Here is a 19,305-nt window from a genome sequence, read left to right on the forward strand (position 1 = left end):
TGTTCGATCGATTAAATGTCGTGCAGTCAGTGAGCCAGTGCAAAATCGCCAGCTGCGGTAAGAGCGCGGGTTGTAAGTGCGTTGTGCGTACATGCCGATTCCTCAAATATGCAAAACCCAATAAAAAAACCCCGATCGGGGAGCCGACCGGGGTTTCTTGATTCTCTGGTGGCGACCCGTCAATTCAGGGCGCCTGTGGGTATCAGGCGCGCCTTTGGCTAAACCAATACCCAAAATAAAAGTAACCAACCGCCGCACGCGCAGCAACGACAGCACGCGAGGCGCTGGCGATAGGGAGCTGTGCAGAACAAAGTGTCATGGCATGGTTACCTTTAAACGTTGAGTTGACTCTAACGGATCAGTTGCGCTGCGCGCAACCCCCTCAGCGGCGCTTCGGCGGGGCCAGACCATCCGACGACGTGACCACCTGGCCCACCGGCGGTCGCGACGGACGCTTGCCAGCCCTGGGCTTCTTCGACTTTGGTGCCGCCTTCTTGCCATCCTTTTTGCCGTCTTTCTTTTTCTTGCTGCCGACCGGCTTGCCGGATGCCTTGACCTTCTTCGGTCCCTTGAAACTGCCAGGCACTTCAGCCAGCAAGCGACGCTCGAACTGACGGCGCAGGTAACGTTCGATGCTCGACATCAAATTCCACTCGTGCGGGCAAACCAGCGAAATCGCCAGGCCTTCGGCACCCGCACGACCGGTACGACCAACTCGGTGCAGGTAGTCGTCGCCGCTGCGCGGCATGTCAAAGTTGACCACCCGATCCAGCTCGACGATATCCAGACCGCGAGCAGCAACATCAGTCGCGACCAGAATACCGTTGGCGCCCTGTTTGAAGCGCTCGACAGCCATGTAGCGATCTTTCTGATCCTTCTCGCCATGCAGCACGTACACGCGCAGATCCAGCGCACGCAGCACACCATTGATGCGATCCGCCATCACCCGGGTGTTGGTGAAGACAATGGTTTTGCCCTCCCCCTGGTTCAGCATCAGCCATTTGAGCATGGCTTCCTTATGGGCATTGTCATCCGCGGGAATGACTTGCTGGGTAATGCTTGGGGTGTCATCACGAACCGAATTCAGCGCAAGAATCTGCGGCTCGGTCAGAACCGAATCGATCATCCGCTGCAGCCCCCGATTGCCCTTGGTCGCCGAGAACAGCATGGTCTGGCGCTGGTCCGGGCAGGCTGCAGCGAGCTTGCCAACATCCTCGGCGAAGCCCATGTCGAGCATCCGGTCCGCCTCATCAAGCACCAATGTCTGCACACTGCTCAATTCAAGATTGCCCGCAGTCAACTGCTCCAGCGCCCGGCCCGGTGTTGCCACGACGATATCCGGATTCTTGCGCAGGCGCGCAGCCTGCACGCGGAAATCCTCACCACCAGTGACCTGCTCAGCCTTGATGAACGTGAACTTTGCCAATGCGGCAATATCCTTCGACACCTGACGAGCCAGTTCGCGGGTCGGAACCAGAATCAGCCCCCGCGGGGCCAGCGGCTTGCTATCGTCGGCTAGCAGTCGCTGCAGCATCGGCAGTACGAACGCAGCAGTCTTGCCGCTGCCCGTCTGAGCGATAACGTAAAGGTCCTTACCTTCGGTCGCGGGCGGGATAGCTGCCGCCTGTACATCGGTGGGTTGCTGGAAGGAAAGCTCGGCGAGCGCCTTGAGTACGCGCTCGTGCAGATCAAATTGGCTGAACAATGAAGTCACTCTGGAGTTCGGAAGGAAACAAAGCGCAAGTTTAGCAGAGTGGAGCCGTCTCCTCGCCGTCGGGGCCGCGCAACGCATAAAAAAAGGGGATATCCGAAGATATCCCCTCAAACCCAAACATCTAAAGCAGCATCAGAACTTAGCGGATACCCGAAGCACGCAGGGCAGCCGGTGTGAACTGATTGTAGGTCGGCACATAGTCAAGGTCCGGAGCAGAAACCTCTTCGGTGTACATACCCAGTGCGATGTAACGACCTGCCAGCAGGTCATACAGCGTTTCCAGCGCATAACCCGGAATCTGGTAGTCGTAGTTGAAGGACATGTGACCTTCGCCCACGCGCCACAGCGTGCCACGACCGTCGTAATGATCCGCCAGCGTGATCATCCAGGAGTCTTCGTCCACAAAGAAGTTACGCTGAGCGTAGATGTGACGTTGACCTTCCTTGACGTTGCCCTGTACTTCCCACACGCGGTGCAGCTCGAAGCGGGTGTAGTCCGGGTTGACGTGACCGGCCTGCAGAACGTCGGCGTACTGAACACCACGCTGGGTCAGCTTGCCGCTGTTGTACGGAATGAAGACTTCCTTCTTACCAACCAGCTTCCAGTTGTAACGGTCAGGTGCACCGTTATACATCGCGAAGTTGTCGGAAGTACGCATACCGTCGGAGGCGGTACCCGGGCCGTCGTAGGCAACCTGCGGAGCACGACGTACACGGCGCTGACCAGCGTTGTATACCCATGCCATACGCGGCTCTTTCAGCTGATCCAGGCTATCGTGTACCAGCAGTACGTTACCTGCCAGACGCGCCGGAGCGTTTACACGCTGCTTGAAGAACAGCAGGGTGTTCGGCATGGTCGACTCGTCGACATCAGCCATTTGCTGCGGGTAGCCTACTTCTTCTTCCAGCTTGATCAGGGTGAATGACCCGTTGGTCTGCGGCATGGCCTGCATGTACCAGCGGTGGGCGTTCAGACGATAGCGGGTGTTGTGGTTCCAGATAACTTCTGCACCGGACTTCGGAATCGGGAACGCGAAGGTACCGTGACTGAAGTTGGAGATACCGTCGCCGCCGTTAACCAGCTTGGCCTGACCGGCCGAAGCCTTGACCTGATCGTAAACGTCCTGCGGGTAGCCTACCGAACGGTGGGTTACATAAACCGGCATGCGGAAGGTTTCCGGATAACGCTCGAACATGGCGATCTGACCAGGAGTCAGATTGTCACGGTACTGCTGATAGTTCTGAGCAGTGATCACGAACTCCGGCTGCTCACCCTCATAGGGGCTTTCATAAAAGTTATCTTCGAGACGCTTACCAGCATCTCTCGGCAGGCCACCAGTCCATTCCGGAATGGTACCGGCGGCGTTACCGGCCTTCTCCGCACCGATTGGTGTCAGGGAAGCACCCAGCTGATCGATTTCAGCCTGGGTCAGAGTTTGCGCCATTACAGAGGATGCCATCAGGCTCAGAGCCAGACCACCGACACCCATCAGAGTTTGTTGCATACGCATATTGTTATTTCTCCTTATGGCCTGTCTGATCAGAAGCTTACGCTGAAGCTGACGGCCGCAAAGTCACGGTCAACGGCGGTGTTGTACTTGCCATCAAAAAAGTCGGTGTAGCTGATACTGGCGCTGTACTTGTTCGCGTAGTCCGCATTGAGAGCAACGCTCACAGACTTACCATCCTCACTGAAGTTAGGGCCATAACCCTCAACATCGTGCGACCAGGCCAGAGTCGGGCTCAGGTTGATGCCAGCAAACACGTTGCTGTAGTCCAGCTTCGCGCGAACGCGGTAGCCCCAAGAATTACTGGTGTAGAAGCCATCGAACTCGCACCAGTTGTTGGATGCACTTGTCACCGGGCAGGTGCCGTTTGCCTGAGGGCTCATTCCGAACAGCGAATCACGACCATAGAAGGTACCGCCATTCTTATGATCAATACCCTCAATGTGGTTGAAACCTGCCTCACCAACCAACGCCAAGCGGCTCGCACCAAGTACACGCTCAATGAACTTGATAGCCGTCACCTGAGCCTGGTAGAAACCTTTGCGGTCATAACCGTGATTGACATTTCCTTCGAAACTGTCGCGCCCCACAACCGCAGGGTTCTGCTGGAGAGCAGATACACTCATGTTACCGGTGGTGATTTGCATCGGCATATTCGGGCGGTAGCTGATCTCACCACCGAGAGAAGTACCCGCGACGCTGGTCTGGAAACTCAGACCATACAGGCGGATGTCTTCGGGATACTCAAAGAAATAACCCGCACCACCAGCCAAACCACCCAAGCCTGTACCAACCCCGATCTTGTTGCTGTAGATCGGTGTGCGGCTGTGATAATTCATGGCGTAGAAACCAAACTCGGAGTCGTTCAGCTCTGGCACAAACCAGCGGAATGCAACACCAAACTGCCCTTCGTCTTTCGCCTCCTCATCCTTCCGATCGCGATAGATAATTTGACCATTCAGCGTCGGATCACCCTGAGGCCGGTCATTATTGGCTACTACCAAACGGTCTATACAGCCTGTAGCCAACGTATCAGAGCCAAAGAACGTACCGCAGTTATCAATCGCGTACGGGTGCCACTTGAGCTGATAGAAGGCCTCCATGCTAAGGTTTTCTGTCAGACCCTGAGAGATATACAGCATCTCAACCGGGAGCAGACCTTCCTTGATTTCAGCACCCGGGCGACGGAAGGCAGCCACATCGATCGGGTTGATGGAGTTAATGGAGTTACCAATGAAAGTAGACTCACCCCAGCTAACTACTTGGCGACCCAGACGAACGTTACCCGGGTTATTGCCGATGAAGTAGTTGTGGTAAACGAAGGCATCCAGTAGGGCAACGCCCGCACCCTTGACCAGCGGCGGACGGCCTGAATCATCAATGTTGTAATATTCTTGGTCGCCGTCTTTGGTCTCAAAGTCATACCAGTACTTACCGCGAAGGAAGGCACCGGAATCGCCATAACGCAATTCAAGGTCGTGCACACCGCGGAAGATTTTAGAGAACGCGTCTCCAGAGCTATAGTTCAAGCGGCCGTCGTCAGATGTACGTGCAGCAGCCTCGCCACCCGAAAGGCTATGAATAAAGCGCTTATCTGCATTCTGGGTAGAAACACTCACGCCCACGGACAAGGTCGAATCCAGCTGACCCTGGACATCACCGATATTGAAGTTAACTGCCCCAGCCGATCCAGAGAAACTGGCCAGGCCGATTGCCAGCGGCAACGCGGCAAGAGACCAAGCATGCATTTTTTTTGTCATTGTGCTGCTCCGTTAGATTTGAATCATGGGTTCAAGACGACGCAAGCCGTCTAGCACCGGAACCAAGTCTGTCACGAGATCAGAGCGCGATTTGGCCGATTCGGACGAGTTTTTTGGCCGAAAGGGACATTCACGCTCTGAATACCCTTGATCCAAAGCCCGCAATTATCCGTTGCATAATTTTGCACAATGGGTGTTTGTGTTTTATTGTTAACGCCACTTGCAGTCGATCAAAATAATAAAACAAAGGCGTCTTAAGCCAATGACTTCACAGAACCATGCTCTTTCTTCAGAGCGCGTGCACGAGCGCTGCTTCTGGGCGCAGGGGATAGCCCAGGGACTTGAGCTATACGGCAAGAGCGTCCGCGATTTACCTTCGGACCTGCGCCAGCATTGCAAGCTGACAGACCTCAGTCAGACCCACGTCAGTCAGAGCGACATGAATCGCCTCTGGAACGCCGCAGCCAAGCTCTCTCAGGATGAGTGCTTCGGATTGCGTATGGGCCGCCATTATCAATCCAACACACTGTCACTGCTCGGCCTCGCGGCCGCATCGAGCGAAACGCTGGGTGACGCGATACAGCGCCTGATTCGATTCATGCCTGTTTTCAGCAGCCAGGTTCAGCTGTATTCAGTTGAAGACGACCAATACCTGACACTCTACTTTCAGCCCCGTGGAAACCCGCACCCATTGCACATGGAAGCGGTAATGAGCCAGTGCAACAAGATCTGGGAAGGACTGGGCATTGGCAAAGCCTCTCTAATGCTTGAAAGCCGACTGACCAGCGAACACGAGCGCAATCGCGATCTATGTGAAACCCTGCTTGGCAGTCGAGTGCGCCTGGGGGCCAAGCGAATGTCGTTCCGCCTCAATCGGGGCCTGCTACGCACTTCCTTACCCAGCGCCGATGCCTTCCTGCGCAAACGCCTGGACGCCTCTCTGGAAGACATGCTCAGCGACCTGCCCAATCTGGACTTCGCCGAACAGGTCAAGCAGCGCATCCGCGTACTGGTATCCGAGCGTGAAGTGTCCGAAGAGCTGGTTGCCACTCCTTTTAACATGAGCCCGCGACACCTGCGCCGCAAGCTGAGTGAAACCCGTACCACCTATGAAAAGCTACTGGATGAAGTGCGCATGGAGCTGGCGATCCGCCTTATAAAGGAAGGGAAGCTTAATCTCGGACGCATTGCCTTCGAGCTGGGCTTTCTCGACCCAAGCAGCTTCACCCGCGCATTCCGCCGCTGGACCGGCATGAGCCCAACCAGCTTCCGCAGTCAGGCCAATCAGACCGCGATACCCTCCTGAGCGACCCGGGGCAAAGACATCATGTCAGCGCCCCATCCTTCCGACGCCGCCGTTGGCGCAACCGCCCAACGCAAATCCTTGAGCGCCCACACCAGAGACAAGGCCCAATGCGGCCCATGGGCGCGATCAGTGTTCCTCAGCAACGTGCCCCTTTGCGAATGGCAGGATGGCCGCCAGCAAAGTACAGGGCCCGAAGACAAAAAAAGGGAGCCTTTCGGCTCCCTTCTTTCTACTGCGACCAGCTTGACTCAGCGAACACCGGAAGCACGTAGTGCGGCCGGAGTGAACTGGGTATAGCTCGGGTCGAAGTCATACTGCGGCGCAGAGTTTTCTTCGGTGTACATACCCAGAGCAATGTAACGACCTGCCAGCAGGTCATACAGTGTCTCGATGGCGTAACCCGGGATCTTCTGCTGATAGTTGAAGCCAAGGTGACCTTCACCTACACGCCACAGGGTGCCGCGACCGTCGTAATGGTCAGCCAGGCTGATCATCCAGGAGTCTTCGTCAACGAAGAAATTACGCTGGGCGTAAATGTGACGCTGACCTTCCTTCACGTTGCCCTGAACTTCCCAAACGCGATGCAGCTCAAAGCGGGTGTAGTCGGGGTTGATGTGGCCAGCTTGCAGCACATCAGCGTATTGAACGCCCGGCACGGTCAGCTTGCCGCTGTTGTACGGGATGTAGATCTCTTTCTTGCCAACCAGCGTCCAGTTGTAACGGTCAGGCGCACCGTTATACATGGAGAAGTTGTCAGAAGTACGCATCCCGTCAGAAGCGGTACCTGGACCGTCGTAGGCAACCTGAGGTGCACGACGAACGCGACGCTGACCGGCGTTGTAGACCCACGCCATACGCGGCTCTTTCAGCTGATCGAGACTATCGTGTACCAGCAGGACGTTACCCGCCAAGCGCGCAGGCGCACTTACGCGCTGCTTGAAGAACAGCAGGGTGTTCGGCATGGAGGAGGCGTCCACATCCGACATCTGCTCGGGGTAACCCACTTCTTCTTCCATCTTGATCAAAGTGAACGAACCGTTGGTCTGCGGCATGGCCTGCATGTACCAACGATGAACGTTCAGGCGATAACGGGTGTTGTGGTTCCACACTACCTCAGCACCGGACTTCGGAATCGGGAAAGCAAATGAGCCGTGTGCGAAGTTGGAAATACCGTCGCCGCCATTGACCAGCTTGGCCTGACCGGCAGTTGCCTTGACCTGATCATAGACAGACTGCGGGAAGCCCACAGAACGCTGGGTCTGGTAGATCGGCATGCGGAAGGTTTCCGGATAACGCTCGAACAAAGCGATCTGGCCCGGAGTCAGGTTAGCCTTGTACTGCTCCAGGTTCTGAGCAGTGATCACGAACTCCGGCTGGTCGTCCTTGTAAGGACTTTCCAGGAAGTTGTTCGGCAGGGACTGGCCCGCGTCGGTCGGCAAGCCACCGGTCCAGGCCGGAATGGTGCCAGACGCATTGCCGGCCTTCTCTGCGCCGATCGGCGTCAGAGAAGTACCCAGCTGATCGATTTCAGCCTGGGTCAGAGTTTGCGCCATTACAGAGGATGCCATCAGGCTCAGAGCCAGACCACCAGCACCCACCAGAGTTTGTTGCATACGCATATTGTTGTTCTCCTGTGGTCAGTCTTAGAAGCTTACGCTGAAGCTGACTGACGCAAAGTCACGGTCAACGGCGGTGTTGTACTTGCCGTCGAAGAAGTCGGTGTAGCTGATACTGGCGTTGTACTTGTTGCCGTAGTCAGCATTCAGACCAACGCTGATTGCCTTGGCGTCTTCAGTGAAGTTCGGGCCGTAGCCTTCCACGTCGTGCGACCAGGACAGGTTCGGGCTCAGGTTGATACCGGCAATGACGTTGCTGTAGTCCAGCGACGCTCGAACGCGATAGCCATAGGACCAATCAGTGTAAAAACCATCGTCTTCGCACCAGCTTGCTGCCATGGTCGGAGAGTTGGCGACAGTAAACGGGCAAGTACCATTTGCCAGCGGACTTTGACCGAAAAGTGAGTCACGACCAAAGCGAGTATCTTCACTACCGATACCGCCGATGTAGTTCACACCCGCCTCGGCTGCCAACGACAAGCGGCTTGCGCCGAGAACCCGATCAAAGAACTGAATAACCGTTGCCTGAGCCTGCCAGAACTCTTTGCGCTCATAGCCCTTCAGATAGCCGCCGGCAGCAGGCATACCATTCTTGGTGAAATCAAGGCCTGGGTTAATATCTGCGGTCAGCGCAGTTGCACTCATATCACCGGTATTGATCTGCAGCGGCATATTCGGGCGGTAGCTGATTTCACCGCCAACTGATGCACCGGCAACGCTAGTCTGGAAGCTCACGCCGTACAGGCGAATATCTTCCGGGTACTCAAAGAAGTAGCCTGCAGGACCAGGTACGCCCTCAACACCAACCACCGGCGTCGGGCTACCGACTGGGAAACCTTTGGTGTTGGAATAAACCGGATTACGGCTGTGGTAGTTCATGAAATAGAAGCCGAACTCTGAGTCGTTCAGTTCCGGCACAAACCAACGGAAAGCCACCCCGAACTGGCCGTCGTCTCTCGCGTCCTTGTCTTTCTGGCGCACGATGTAGTTAGTTAAACCTGCGGGACCAAGCGGCCCAGTACCCAATGGGTTCTCGCCCTGAGGCTGATCAGCACCCTGCACGACTAGACGGTCATTACAACCTACAGCCAGAGTGTCAGAACCAAAGAAAGTACCGCAGTTATCCAGAGCGGTCTGAGCCCATTTGAGCTGATAAAAGGCTTCCATGCTCAGGTTTTCGGTCAAGCCCTGTGAGAGATACAGCATTTCAACGGGCAGCAAACCTTCCTTCAACTCAGCTCCGGGACGACGCAGAGCGGCAACGTCAACTGGATTAATTGAGTTGATGGAGTTCTGAATGAAAGTAGACTCACCCCAGCTGACAACCTGACGCCCCAGACGAACGTTACCTGGATTGTTGCCGATGAAGTAGTTGTGATAAACAAACGCATCCAGCAGCGCCACGCCGGAAGCTTTCACCAGAGGGTCGCGACCAGAATCATCAATATCATAAAAACGCTGATGACCGTCTTTGGTCTCGAAGTCGTACCAGTATTTACCGCGGAAGAATGCACCGGAGTCTCCGTAGCGCATTTCTAGGTCATGTACGCCACGGAAAATCTTGGAGAAAACATCACCCGCCTTATAGTTCAAGCGGCCATCGTCAGAGGTTCTAGACGCAGCCAACCCATTTTGGGGTACACCGTCAATCGACGTAGCCGTATGAATGAAGCGACGATCTGCATTCTGAGTCGACATACTCATACCAACAGACAACTGAGAGTCCAGTTGAGCTTCGACTTCACCGATATTGAAAGCTACTGCGTTTGCAGAGCCAGAGAAAGTGGCCATGCCAATCGCCAGAGGCAATGCGGCAAGAGACCAGCCATGCATTTTTTTTGTCATTGTGCTGCTCCGTTTGGGTGAAATGAACGCACGCACCACAAGTGCGTGTTCAAGACCCACGCAGTCTGTCACGAGGCCAGCACGAAAGACTTGCCCCGAACGGCCAACATAATTGACCGCAGAGGACATTCACCCAGTGAATTGACGGTAAAAACAAAACACCAAGCGACCTCACAGGAATCGCAAAAACCGGTATAAAGACGCAGAGCACCGGGAAAACAGCGATTTAGAGCGGTTAATATCGGAAACTCTCAGCCATCAAGCACGTCGCAGTCTCCTGCCACGAGTACCGAACAGCTCGCAGACATACACCAGAACAGCTCTATGGCGCCGATTCTGTCGCAGTACATTCGTTGCAACATAATTTTGCTCTGCGGAATTATTAACGGGCTTTTCTACGGCCCGATTATCGCTATACTGCCGACGGAAAAAGACAAAACTCGATTTTGTCACAACAATAATGGATCAGTGTGTCGATGCTAGAACACTCAAGCTCAGATTCCTTCGCACGCGTACGCGAAAGTGCTTTCTGGCTGCGCGCCATGGAACAGGCACTCAAGCAGTACGGCGTTTCCCTTGGTGAGTCACAACGCCTGTCACCCTGGATCTCATTACCGGTCGGCCAACCTCAATTTGTAGATCAAGAGCTGTGTTCTCACGGCTGGAGTGAAGCTCTGCGGGTGTCGGAAGACCCTCATTTCGCTCTGCGCATGCACCGGGTTTTCGTCCCCACCCCCTTTGCCACGCTGGCCTTGGCCGCCGCTGCCAGCGAAAATATCGACGCCACGCTGTCGCTATTAAGCCGCTTCTTCAGCATTTTCAGCATCCAGTTGAAACTTGTTTGTGAACCGGACGAGGACGGCGTTGCACTGACGCTGCGTCCGATCGGCACGCCGCATCAGCAACACCTGGAAGCCGTCATCGGCTACCTCGCTCGCTACTTCAACCGGCTGGACCTGGACGATCAGGGCCTGGTTCGCAAACTTCAGCTGGTGCGCAGCGAAGAGGACCCGGACGGCCAACGCCGCCTGTTCGCTCGCAACAACGTGGTGTTTGGCGACAGCTACGCTCTCGTACTGGATCGCCGCCTGATGCACAAACCGCTGGCAACCTCCAGCCCATTCACATTACCCAAGCTGGTTGAGATTCTTGAAGCCATGCTGGCAGTGCTGCCCAGTAACGATCTGAGCGAACAGGTAAAAAGACGAATCCACTTATTGCTCGGCTCAGGTGACATCAGTGCCGAGCGTGTAGCCGCGCCGCTCAACATCAGCCCACGCCACCTGCGCCGCAAGCTTAGCCAGGAAGGCACCAGCTACGAGCAACTGGCCGACGATGTGCGCAGAGAAGCCGCTATCCGCATGATCAGCGACGGCGACCTATCCCTGACCAGCATTGCCTACGAACTCGGTTTTCTCGACCCCAGCAGCTTCACCCGCGCGTTCCGCCGTTGGACCAACATGAGCCCAACGGCCTATCGGCGCGAGCTAAGCAAGCGCTGATCAGGCCTCCGGCTTGATAAACAGCAGCGTCATCCGGTCACTTTCACCCACCGCAAGGTAGTGCGCACGCTGTTCGTCGCCCAACCGCAGGGTCGGCGGCAATGTCCAGACGCCCTCCGGGTGATCAGTTGTGTCGCGCGGGTTCTGGTTGATCGGGCTGACCGACAGCAACTCAAAACCAGCGCTGGCCGCCAGCTCGCGCACCTTCTCTTCAGTGACATAGCCGGACTCGATCATCTGCTCCAGCGAGGCACCCGCTTTCGCACGGTGCTCCACCACACCCAGCATGCCGCCCGGTTTGAGCACCGCAAAGAACTTGTCAAACATCACCTGGGCCTCGCCTTCCCCCGCAGCGAGCCAGTTATGCACGTTGCGAAAGGTCAGCACCCGATCCGCACTGCCCGGCTCAGAAATGGCCAGATTAGGGTCGTAATTCAGGGTGGCGAGTTGCACCCGGTCGTAGCGCTCCGGATGCTCTGCCAGCTTCGCCTCGAACTGAGCACGGGAGCGCCGGAAAAAGCCGACGTCACTCTCCGGGTCAAAATGCGCGGCAATCAGCGTACCCTTGTCACGCAGAAGCGGCGCCAACACTTCGGTGTACCAGCCGCCACCGGGCCAGACTTCCACTACAGTCTGCTCGGGAGTCACGCCGAAAAAGGTCAGAGTTTGCTCGGGGTTACGGTAGGCGTCGCGAGTAACATTAGTGATGGTACGACCACTGTTGCCAACGGCGGCGCGAATCGCTGCCACCTGCGTCTGGTCAAGCTGTGGCGGAGTTGTCGCTGCCGGCTCCTGAGCCTGGACAGTGGCGGCGCTGAGCAGCAGGGCATAAGCTAGTTTTCGCATGGTCTTCCCTCTGTGCAAACGTGCTTTATGGCAGTGTGAATACGAGACTGAGATCAGCCGGCATAGTTCAGTCATGCATCAGAGTTCAGTCATGTAACAGATGCGCTTTAACTGCGTCTGTTACATAACCAACGAGGAGATACCGTGCGCGATACCCTGCCCCTGCTCAACACCCTGGACTTTCCGCCGCTGCGTCGCGGCGCGCTGGAAACGCTGCAGGTAAACCTGACCTACCGCTGCAACCAGCGTTGCCTGCACTGCCACGTCAACGCCGGCCCAACCCGCACCGAGGCCATGTCGGACGAGCTGATCGAACTGTTGTGTGACGTCATTGATGCACACCCGGTCAGCACGCTTGATCTGACCGGCGGGGCGCCGGAGATGCATCCGCAGTTTCGCACCCTGGTAGCCCGCGCCCGTGCAGCGGGGCTGAAGGTGATCGACCGCTGCAATCTGACCATCCTGTCCGAACCCGGCCATGAGGATCTGGCGCAATTCCTTGCCGATTCGGGCGTGGCGATTTCCGCCTCCCTACCCTGCTATTCGCGCGACAACGTCGACAGCCAGCGCGGCGACGGTGTGTTCGAGCGCAGCATCGCCGGACTCAGGCAACTGAACGCACTAGGCTATGGCCAGCCAGACAGCAATCTGGAACTGAATCTGGTCTACAACCCGCAAGGCCCCAGCCTGCCGCCACCGCAACAGGCGCTGGAAGCGGACTATAAACGGCACCTGCAGGAAGACTTCGGCATCCAGTTCAACCAGCTGCACACCATCACCAACCAGCCGATTGCCCGCTTCGGCAGTACCCTGGTCAGCCGCGGGCAGTTCAACCAGTACATGCAGCTCCTGCGCGACAACTTCAGCGCGGACAATCTGCCCGGCCTGATGTGCCGCAGTACCGTCAGCGTCGACTGGCGCGGCTATTTATACGACTGCGATTTCAACCAGATGCTGGAGCTGCCCATGCCGGTACTGGCGTCGGATCGTCCGCACCTGCGCGATCTGCTCAGCGCCGACCTGCCCGACCACCCCATCGCCACCCGCGACCACTGCTTCGCCTGCACCGCCGGACAGGGCTCCAGCTGCGGCGGCGTTCTCAACACAAACTGATCAGGGACAGGATTGCACACATGACCGCAACCAGCCTTACCGGCCTGTTTTTCTGGGGCTTTCTGATCGCCTACGGCGGTTTTATGTACTGGCTGTCGCCGCGCACTGTAACCATTGGCGGCTTTTTCAATGGCGAAGACAGCCAGGGCCGCCAGGCCTCGCCACTGCTGCTGACCACCAGCATCTTCATCAGCTGGATCTTCGCCAAGTCGGTCACCAATGCCGCCAATCTCGGTGCCGAGTTTGGTCTGGTCGGCGGCCTGGCCTACGCCACCTACTGGCTGTCTATCCCGCTCTGCGGGCTGGTGATCTACCGCCTGCGCCGACGTTTTCAGGCAACCAGTCTGGTCAGCTTTCTGACCAGCAACTACGGCCGCGGCGCCGCGCTGGCGTTCTCGGCGGCCATTCTGATTCGACTGTTCAACGAGGTCTGGAGCAACACCGCCGTGGTCGGCGGCTACTACGGCGACAGCGGCAGCCCGGCGTTTATTGGCGCAGCGCTGCTGTTTACCGCCGTGACGCTCGCCTACAGCCTGCGAGGCGGGCTGCGCAGTTCGATCCTGACCGATGCAGCTCAGGCCGCGATCTTCGTCATCGCACTGGTCTGGGTGCTGGGATTGGTATTGCCGAATCACAGCACCGCCGAGCTGACCAGCACCAGCCACTGGGCGCTCAACGCCGGTGTGGATCTGTTTCTGGTCGCCTGCCTGCAGCTGCTTAGCTACCCCTTCCACGACCCGGTACTGACCGACCGAGGCTTTATCAGCGAAGAGAAATCCATGCTGCGCGCCTTCACCCTGGCTGGCGTGCTCGGGTTCGTTGCCATTCTGGCCTTCAGCCTGATCGGCGTGCACGCCACCCTCGGTGGCATCGAGGCCGGTGGTAACGTACCAGCGGCGCTGGCGAAAAGCCTCGGCGTTGGCGCGCTGATTGTGATGACGCTGGTGATGATCTCCGCCGCTGGCTCCACCCTGGACTCGACCTTCTCCAGCCTCGCCCGCCTCAGCGGCCGCGAGTTGCCCGCCCTGCTGCAGCGTGATCTGGGCCAGAAGGCGATTAGTGTCGGCATGGCCACCATGCTGGTGTTCGCCCTGCTCGGCAACCTGCCGATGCTCGCCGGCACCGACATTCTCAAGGCCACCACCATCAGCGGCACCATGGTCATCGGGTTGGCACCGGTGTTCCTGTTGCACGGCTTCGTGCGGCCCACCCGTCTCGGCTTTCACCTGAGTTTCTGGACCGGCATCGGGCTGGGCGTTGCCCTCACCCTCGGCTGGATTCCGCAGAGCTGGGCTATTGGTGACGGTCGCTACGCGCTGCTGCTCGGTACCAACCTGTATGGGTTGATTCTGTGTACCGCCGGCTACCTGTTGCCCGGCATGATGACCCTGAGAGCCGCATGAGCAAGGGACACAGTTGCCCGGCAGACTATCGTCTGCCCGCCGAGACCTTCAGCGCCCGCGCAAACCTTGCGTGCGACGTGCTGTACGTGATCGGCGGGCTCTATGGTAATCGTCAGGCGCTGGACGCCATCGAGCGGCGCGTCGCAGGCGAACCCGGCGCAACAGCCGTGTTCAACGGTGACGCCCACTGGTTCGACCACGACCCGGCGGTGTTCAGCGACATCGAGCAACGCCTGCAACGGCACTCCCCGCTGCGCGGCAATGTAGAAACCGAACTGGCCCGCGCGGGCGACGACTTTGGCTGCGGCTGCGCCTACCCGGAGCAGACCGATGCCGTCACGGTCGAGCGCTCCAACCGCATTCATCAGCAACTGCAACAGACAGTGGACGGTATGCCCGGCATGGCGGAACAGCTCAGCAACCGCCCCGCCACCCTGATAGCCGAGGTCGCCGGCGAGCGCATCGCCATCACCCACGGCGATGAGCAGTCACTGGCCGGCTGGCAGTGCGATCATGCCCGACTGCAAAGCCCCGAACGCCAGCAGCAACTGGACCAATGGTTCGCAGAAAACCGCATCCGTGTGCTGGCCTGCAGCCACACCTGCAGCCCGGCCGCGCTGAGCAACGGCGAGTGGGCGGTGATCAACAACGGTGCCGCCGGCATGCCCAACTTCAACAACGGCCGCTATGGCCTGATCACGCGTATCGCGCGCACTGCCTCCGCCGCCGCAATCTACCGCGCGCAAGTCGGCCCGTTGATCATCGAAGCGTTGCCCGTCACCTATGACCAGCACGCCTTTGCCGCTGAGTTCAAACGCCAGTGGCCTGACGACTCACCCGCAGCGCTGTCGTATTGGCAGCGCATCAAGCAAGGAACCGACATGACGCCCGAACAGGCCTGCATCAAGGGCTTTACCCTCGCCAACACGCTCTGTGCGCTGGAGATGCTGTCATGAACCTGCGTCGTCTGTTGCTGCTCGCCGTGGTCGTGGCGCTGGTCGCGGGCTTCTTTGCCTCGGGTCTGCAGCAGCACCTGAGTCTGGACGCACTGAAAGCCCAGCAGCAGGTCCTTGACCAGCAGGTAACCAGCCAGCCAATACTCGCCAGCGCCCTGTATGTGGGGCTCTATGTGCTGGTGACGGCGCTGTCGCTGCCCGGTGCCGCGCTGCTGACCCTGATCGGCGGCGCGCTGTTCGGCCTTGGCTGGGGGTTACTGCTGGTGTCCTTTGCCTCGACTGCCGGTGCCACCCTGGCCATGCTGATCAGTCGATTTCTGCTGCAGGATTGGGTGCAAAAGCGCTTTGGCTCGCGCCTCGAACGCATCAATCAGGGCATCGACCGCGAAGGCGCGTTCTACCTGTTTGCCCTGCGGCTGGTGCCGGCGTTTCCGTTCTTTCTGATCAATCTGGCGATGGGCCTCACCCGCCTGCCCGCCCGCACCTTCTGGTGGGTCAGCCAGCTCGGCATGTTGCCCGGCACCCTCGTTTACGTGAACGCCGGCCGTGAACTCGGGCAGCTGGACTCGCTGGCGGGTATTCTCTCGCCGGGGCTGCTTGGCGCCTTCGTGCTGCTGGGGCTGTTCCCGCTGATTGCCCGGCGCCTGCTGGATGTGATCAAGGCCCGTCGAGTCTACAAAGGCTGGCAAAAGCCCACACAGTTCGACCGCAACCTAGTGGTAATTGGTGCTGGCAGCGGCGGACTGGTCAGCGCCTACATTGCCGCAGCGGTAAAGGCCGACGTCAGCCTGATCGAGAAACACGCCATGGGCGGCGACTGCCTGAATACCGGCTGCGTGCCGTCCAAGGCGTTGATCCGCTCGGCCAAACTCGCCGCAGAAGTCCGCAAAGCGCCAGCGCTGGGCTACAACCACGCCGAGGCAACCGTCGACTTTGCCGCGGTGATGGAACGCGTCCAGCGGGTGATCAAGCAGATCGAGCCGCATGACTCGGTCGAGCGCTATACCGACCTCGGCGTCGACGTGATCACCGGTGAGGCACGCATCACCTCACCCTGGCACGTCGAGGTAAACGGGCGCAGCATCAGCACGCGCAATATCATCATCGCTGCCGGTGCGCGCCCCCTCGTACCGGACTTGCCGGGGCTCGACAGCGTGCCGATGGTCACCTCGGACACCGTATGGAAGCTGCGCGAGCAACCGCGCCGGTTGCTGGTACTCGGCGGCGGCCCGATCGGCTGCGAGCTGGCACTGGCCTTCCAGCAGCTCGGCTCACAGGTCATTCAGATTGAGCGCGGCAACCGCCTGCTGCCCCGTGAAGACGCCGACGCCAGCGAACTGGTGACGGTCAGCCTGGGCAGCGCAGGGGTCGATCTGCGCCTGAACCATCAGGCCGAGCGCTTTGAACTGCGCAATGGCACACCGACCGTTCTCTGCCGTTCGCAGGACAGTGACCAGTCAGTAGAAATCGAGTTTGACTGCGTGCTGGTCGCCCTCGGCCGGGTAGCCAACACCAGCGGCTACGGCATCGAAACGCTGGGCCTCGCGGTGCGCGACAACGGCACGCTGGATACCAACGAGTATCTCGCCACCCGCTTCCCCAACGTTTTTGCCGTGGGGGATGTCACCGGCCCGTACCAGTTTACCCACGCAGCATCGCATCAGGCCTGGTACGCCGCCGTCAACGCGCTGTTCGGCAGCTTCCGCCGCTTCAAAGTGGATTACCGGGTGCTCCCGCACTGCACCTTTACCGATCCGGAGGTCGCCCGCGTCGGGCTGTCGGAAACCGAAGCGCAGGAGCAAGGGGTGGAATATGAGGTAACCCGCTACGGTATCGACGACCTGGATCGCGCCATCGCCGACGAAGCCGCAGAAGGCTTCGTCAAAGTCCTGACCGAGCCCGGCCGCGACCGCATTCTCGGCGTCACCATCGTCGGCGCCCACGCCGGTGAGCTGATCGCCGAATACGTGCTGGCGATGAAGCACAACCTCGGCCTGAACAAGATCCTCGGCACCGTGCACAGCTACCCGACCCTGAGCGAAGCCAACAAGTACGCCGCTGGCCAATGGAAACGTGCCCATCAGCCGGAACGCCTGCTGCAATGGGTCGCCCGCTTTCACGCCTGGAGGCGCGGTTGAAGCTGTCGATCATCATGCCGGTGCGCAACGAAGCTGCCGGCATCGTTGCCGCCCTTACGCCGCTGCAACCACTGCGCGGCGAGCTGGAACTCATTCTGGTCGATGGCGGCAGTAGCGACGAAACCGTGCCGCTTGCCAGGCCGCTGGTGGATCGACTGATCCAGTCTGCGCCGGGCCGGGCAACCCAGATGAACGCCGGCGCGGCGCTGGCCCACGGCGATTGGCTGCTGTTTCTGCACGCCGACACCTGCCTGCCCAACGGCTTCATCGACCTGCTGCCGGAGCCAGGCAGCCCGCATCGCTGGGGCCGTTTTGACGTCCGGCTCAGCCCCTCCTCGCCGCTGCTGGCGGTGGTCGCGTGGATGATGAACCTGCGCTCACGGCTGACTGCCGTGTGCACAGGCGACCAGGCCATCTTTGTCGAGCGCGCCTTCTTCGAGCAACTGGGCGGCTATGCGCCTATCGCCCTGATGGAAGACATCGAGCTGAGCAAACGGCTGCGCCGCCAAAGCAGGCCGCTGTGCCTGTCCGAGCGCCTAACCACCTCCAGCCGACGCTGGCAGCAGAACGGCACCCTGCGCACTATCGCACTGATGTGGCAGCTGCGGCTGTGCTACTGGCTGGGTGCAGATCCAAGCGAACTGGCCCGGCAATACAGTGGTCGACGCAATTAAACATGACCAGCAGTCGGCGGACGCAGCAGCCTGCCGGCGAAGAATCTATGCTGAAAAACGGAACGACGACCTGCGTCACAAAAAAGCGCCATTGCCAGAGCATACCCGCCGGGCTGGCGAACATTTTGCAGGAGTCCAGGTCACAGCACCTAAGTGCCCCGCAAGCGAGAAACAGCCATGCAATTTGAATCCGCCTTCCTGCCCCTACTGATCTTCGCCAAGGCACCGGAGCCGGGCCAGGTGAAAACCAGACTGATTCCCGCTCTCGGCGCCGGCGGCGCCCGCGATCTCTACCTCAAACTGCTGCAACGCACCCTGACCCAGACCTTCGACTGGCCGGGGCAACGCTTCCTGTACGCCACCAATCCAGAGCACCCGGTACTGCGCGCATTGGCCAGCGAACATGGTCTTAAGCTACGGCAACAGTGCGGTGAGGACCTCGGCGAACGCATGGCCAATGCCATTGCCGAGCATCCCGATGGCGCCCTGCTGATTGGCAGCGACTGCCCCAACATGGACAGCACACACGTGCTCGCCGCCTGCCGTGCACTAAATCGGCACGACACCGCGATCATTCCCAGTGAAGACGGCGGTTACGTGCTGATCGGCCAGCGTGAAGCCAACCCGGCCCCCTTTCAAAATATGGACTGGAGCCACGAGCAGGTCCTGAGCGATACCCGCCAGCGCCTTGAAGCCGCTGGCCTAAGCCTGTGGGAAGGCCCAGCGCTCTGGGATCTGGACACACCCGAGGACCTAGCCCGCTTGCCCGGCGAGCTGCGAGACACAACGCTGCAGAATGCAGTGTGACGAATTTGTCTCGCCCGCACTAATAATGCACACCCCATGTTATTAGGTTGACTTATGCATACCTATTGCCACTGACGCTACATCGTTCTCCTTTGGCGCGGGTGACTATATGGTCAGC

The 19,305-nt window shown here is 58.8% G+C and carries 14 protein-coding genes; 8 read left to right on the forward strand and 6 right to left on the reverse strand.

What is annotated here, in order from left to right; translation table 11 throughout:
• Positions 1 to 382: 382 nt before the first annotated feature.
• The 3 genes from ACKPCU_RS14760 to ACKPCU_RS14770 form a co-directional block, all read right to left on the reverse strand.
• Positions 383 to 1,705 (reverse strand): DEAD/DEAH box helicase, encoded by a 1,323-nt coding sequence (locus ACKPCU_RS14760; RefSeq protein ID WP_321351841.1) that lies wholly within the window; start codon positions 1,703 to 1,705, stop codon positions 383 to 385.
• Positions 1,706 to 1,853: 148 nt separating this feature from the next.
• Positions 1,854 to 3,218 carry a DUF1329 domain-containing protein gene (locus tag ACKPCU_RS14765; protein ID WP_104737792.1) on the reverse strand — a complete coding sequence of 455 codons (1,365 nt, stop codon included), beginning with the start codon at positions 3,216 to 3,218 and terminating at the stop codon, positions 1,854 to 1,856.
• Between the two features lie 35 nt (positions 3,219 to 3,253).
• Positions 3,254 to 4,981 carry a DUF1302 domain-containing protein gene (locus tag ACKPCU_RS14770; RefSeq protein ID WP_321347838.1) on the reverse strand — a complete coding sequence of 576 codons (1,728 nt, stop codon included), beginning with the start codon at positions 4,979 to 4,981 and terminating at the stop codon, positions 3,254 to 3,256.
• Between the two features lie 262 nt (positions 4,982 to 5,243).
• Between ACKPCU_RS14770 and ACKPCU_RS14775 the strand changes: the two genes are divergently transcribed.
• Positions 5,244 to 6,287 (forward strand): AraC family transcriptional regulator, encoded by a 1,044-nt coding sequence (locus ACKPCU_RS14775; protein ID WP_104737753.1) that lies wholly within the window; start codon positions 5,244 to 5,246, stop codon positions 6,285 to 6,287.
• Positions 6,288 to 6,535: 248 nt separating this feature from the next.
• Here the strand turns inward: ACKPCU_RS14775 and ACKPCU_RS14780 are convergent, their stop codons facing one another.
• Entirely contained in the window at positions 6,536 to 7,900 is a 1,365-nt protein-coding gene (locus tag ACKPCU_RS14780) for a DUF1329 domain-containing protein (RefSeq protein ID WP_321351844.1), read from the reverse strand.
• A gap of 30 nt (positions 7,901 to 7,930) precedes the next feature.
• Complete coding sequence (locus ACKPCU_RS14785) at positions 7,931 to 9,748, reverse strand: DUF1302 domain-containing protein (RefSeq protein WP_321347842.1); 1,818 nt, start codon at positions 9,746 to 9,748, stop codon at positions 7,931 to 7,933.
• A 476-nt stretch (positions 9,749 to 10,224) separates the two neighbouring features.
• Between ACKPCU_RS14785 and ACKPCU_RS14790 the strand changes: the two genes are divergently transcribed.
• Positions 10,225 to 11,250 (forward strand): helix-turn-helix transcriptional regulator, encoded by a 1,026-nt coding sequence (locus tag ACKPCU_RS14790; RefSeq protein WP_104737756.1) that lies wholly within the window; start codon positions 10,225 to 10,227, stop codon positions 11,248 to 11,250.
• On the opposite strand, the gene ACKPCU_RS14795 is transcribed toward ACKPCU_RS14790, so the two are convergent.
• Positions 11,251 to 12,096, reverse strand: coding sequence for a class I SAM-dependent methyltransferase (locus ACKPCU_RS14795; RefSeq protein ID WP_321347845.1), 846 nt, complete (start codon positions 12,094 to 12,096; stop codon positions 11,251 to 11,253).
• 144 nt (positions 12,097 to 12,240) lie between these two features.
• Here ACKPCU_RS14795 and arsS point away from each other — a divergent pair, with 144 nt between their 5' ends.
• The 6 genes from arsS (at position 12,241) to ACKPCU_RS14825 (ending at position 19,187) form a co-directional block, all read left to right on the forward strand.
• Positions 12,241 to 13,209, forward strand: coding sequence for an arsenosugar biosynthesis radical SAM (seleno)protein ArsS (gene arsS / locus ACKPCU_RS14800; RefSeq protein ID WP_321347848.1), 969 nt, complete (start codon positions 12,241 to 12,243; stop codon positions 13,207 to 13,209).
• A gap of 20 nt (positions 13,210 to 13,229) precedes the next feature.
• Positions 13,230 to 14,612 (forward strand): sodium:solute symporter, encoded by a 1,383-nt coding sequence (locus tag ACKPCU_RS14805; protein WP_321347849.1) that lies wholly within the window; start codon positions 13,230 to 13,232, stop codon positions 14,610 to 14,612.
• Complete coding sequence (locus ACKPCU_RS14810) at positions 14,609 to 15,568, forward strand: hypothetical protein (RefSeq protein ID WP_321347851.1); 960 nt, start codon at positions 14,609 to 14,611, stop codon at positions 15,566 to 15,568. The genes ACKPCU_RS14805 and ACKPCU_RS14810 overlap by 4 nt, the downstream gene beginning before the upstream one ends.
• The gene (locus tag ACKPCU_RS14815) at positions 15,565 to 17,706 is read left to right on the forward strand and encodes an FAD-dependent oxidoreductase (protein WP_321347852.1); all 2,142 of its coding nucleotides are present in this window, start codon (positions 15,565 to 15,567) and stop codon (positions 17,704 to 17,706) included. Before ACKPCU_RS14810 ends, ACKPCU_RS14815 begins: the two co-directional genes overlap by 4 nt.
• Positions 17,670 to 18,380 (forward strand): TIGR04283 family arsenosugar biosynthesis glycosyltransferase, encoded by a 711-nt coding sequence (locus ACKPCU_RS14820; protein ID WP_321347854.1) that lies wholly within the window; start codon positions 17,670 to 17,672, stop codon positions 18,378 to 18,380. The genes ACKPCU_RS14815 and ACKPCU_RS14820 overlap by 37 nt, the downstream gene beginning before the upstream one ends.
• Before the next feature lie 177 nt (positions 18,381 to 18,557).
• A complete protein-coding gene (locus tag ACKPCU_RS14825; protein ID WP_321347856.1) occupies positions 18,558 to 19,187 on the forward strand; it encodes a TIGR04282 family arsenosugar biosynthesis glycosyltransferase in 630 nt (209 codons plus the stop codon).
• The last annotated feature ends 118 nt before the right edge of the window (positions 19,188 to 19,305 follow it).

Origin of the sequence: Halopseudomonas oceani, assembly GCF_963677335.1 — a bacterium.
In the GTDB taxonomy this organism is placed as follows: domain Bacteria; phylum Pseudomonadota; class Gammaproteobacteria; order Pseudomonadales; family Pseudomonadaceae; genus Halopseudomonas; species Halopseudomonas oceani.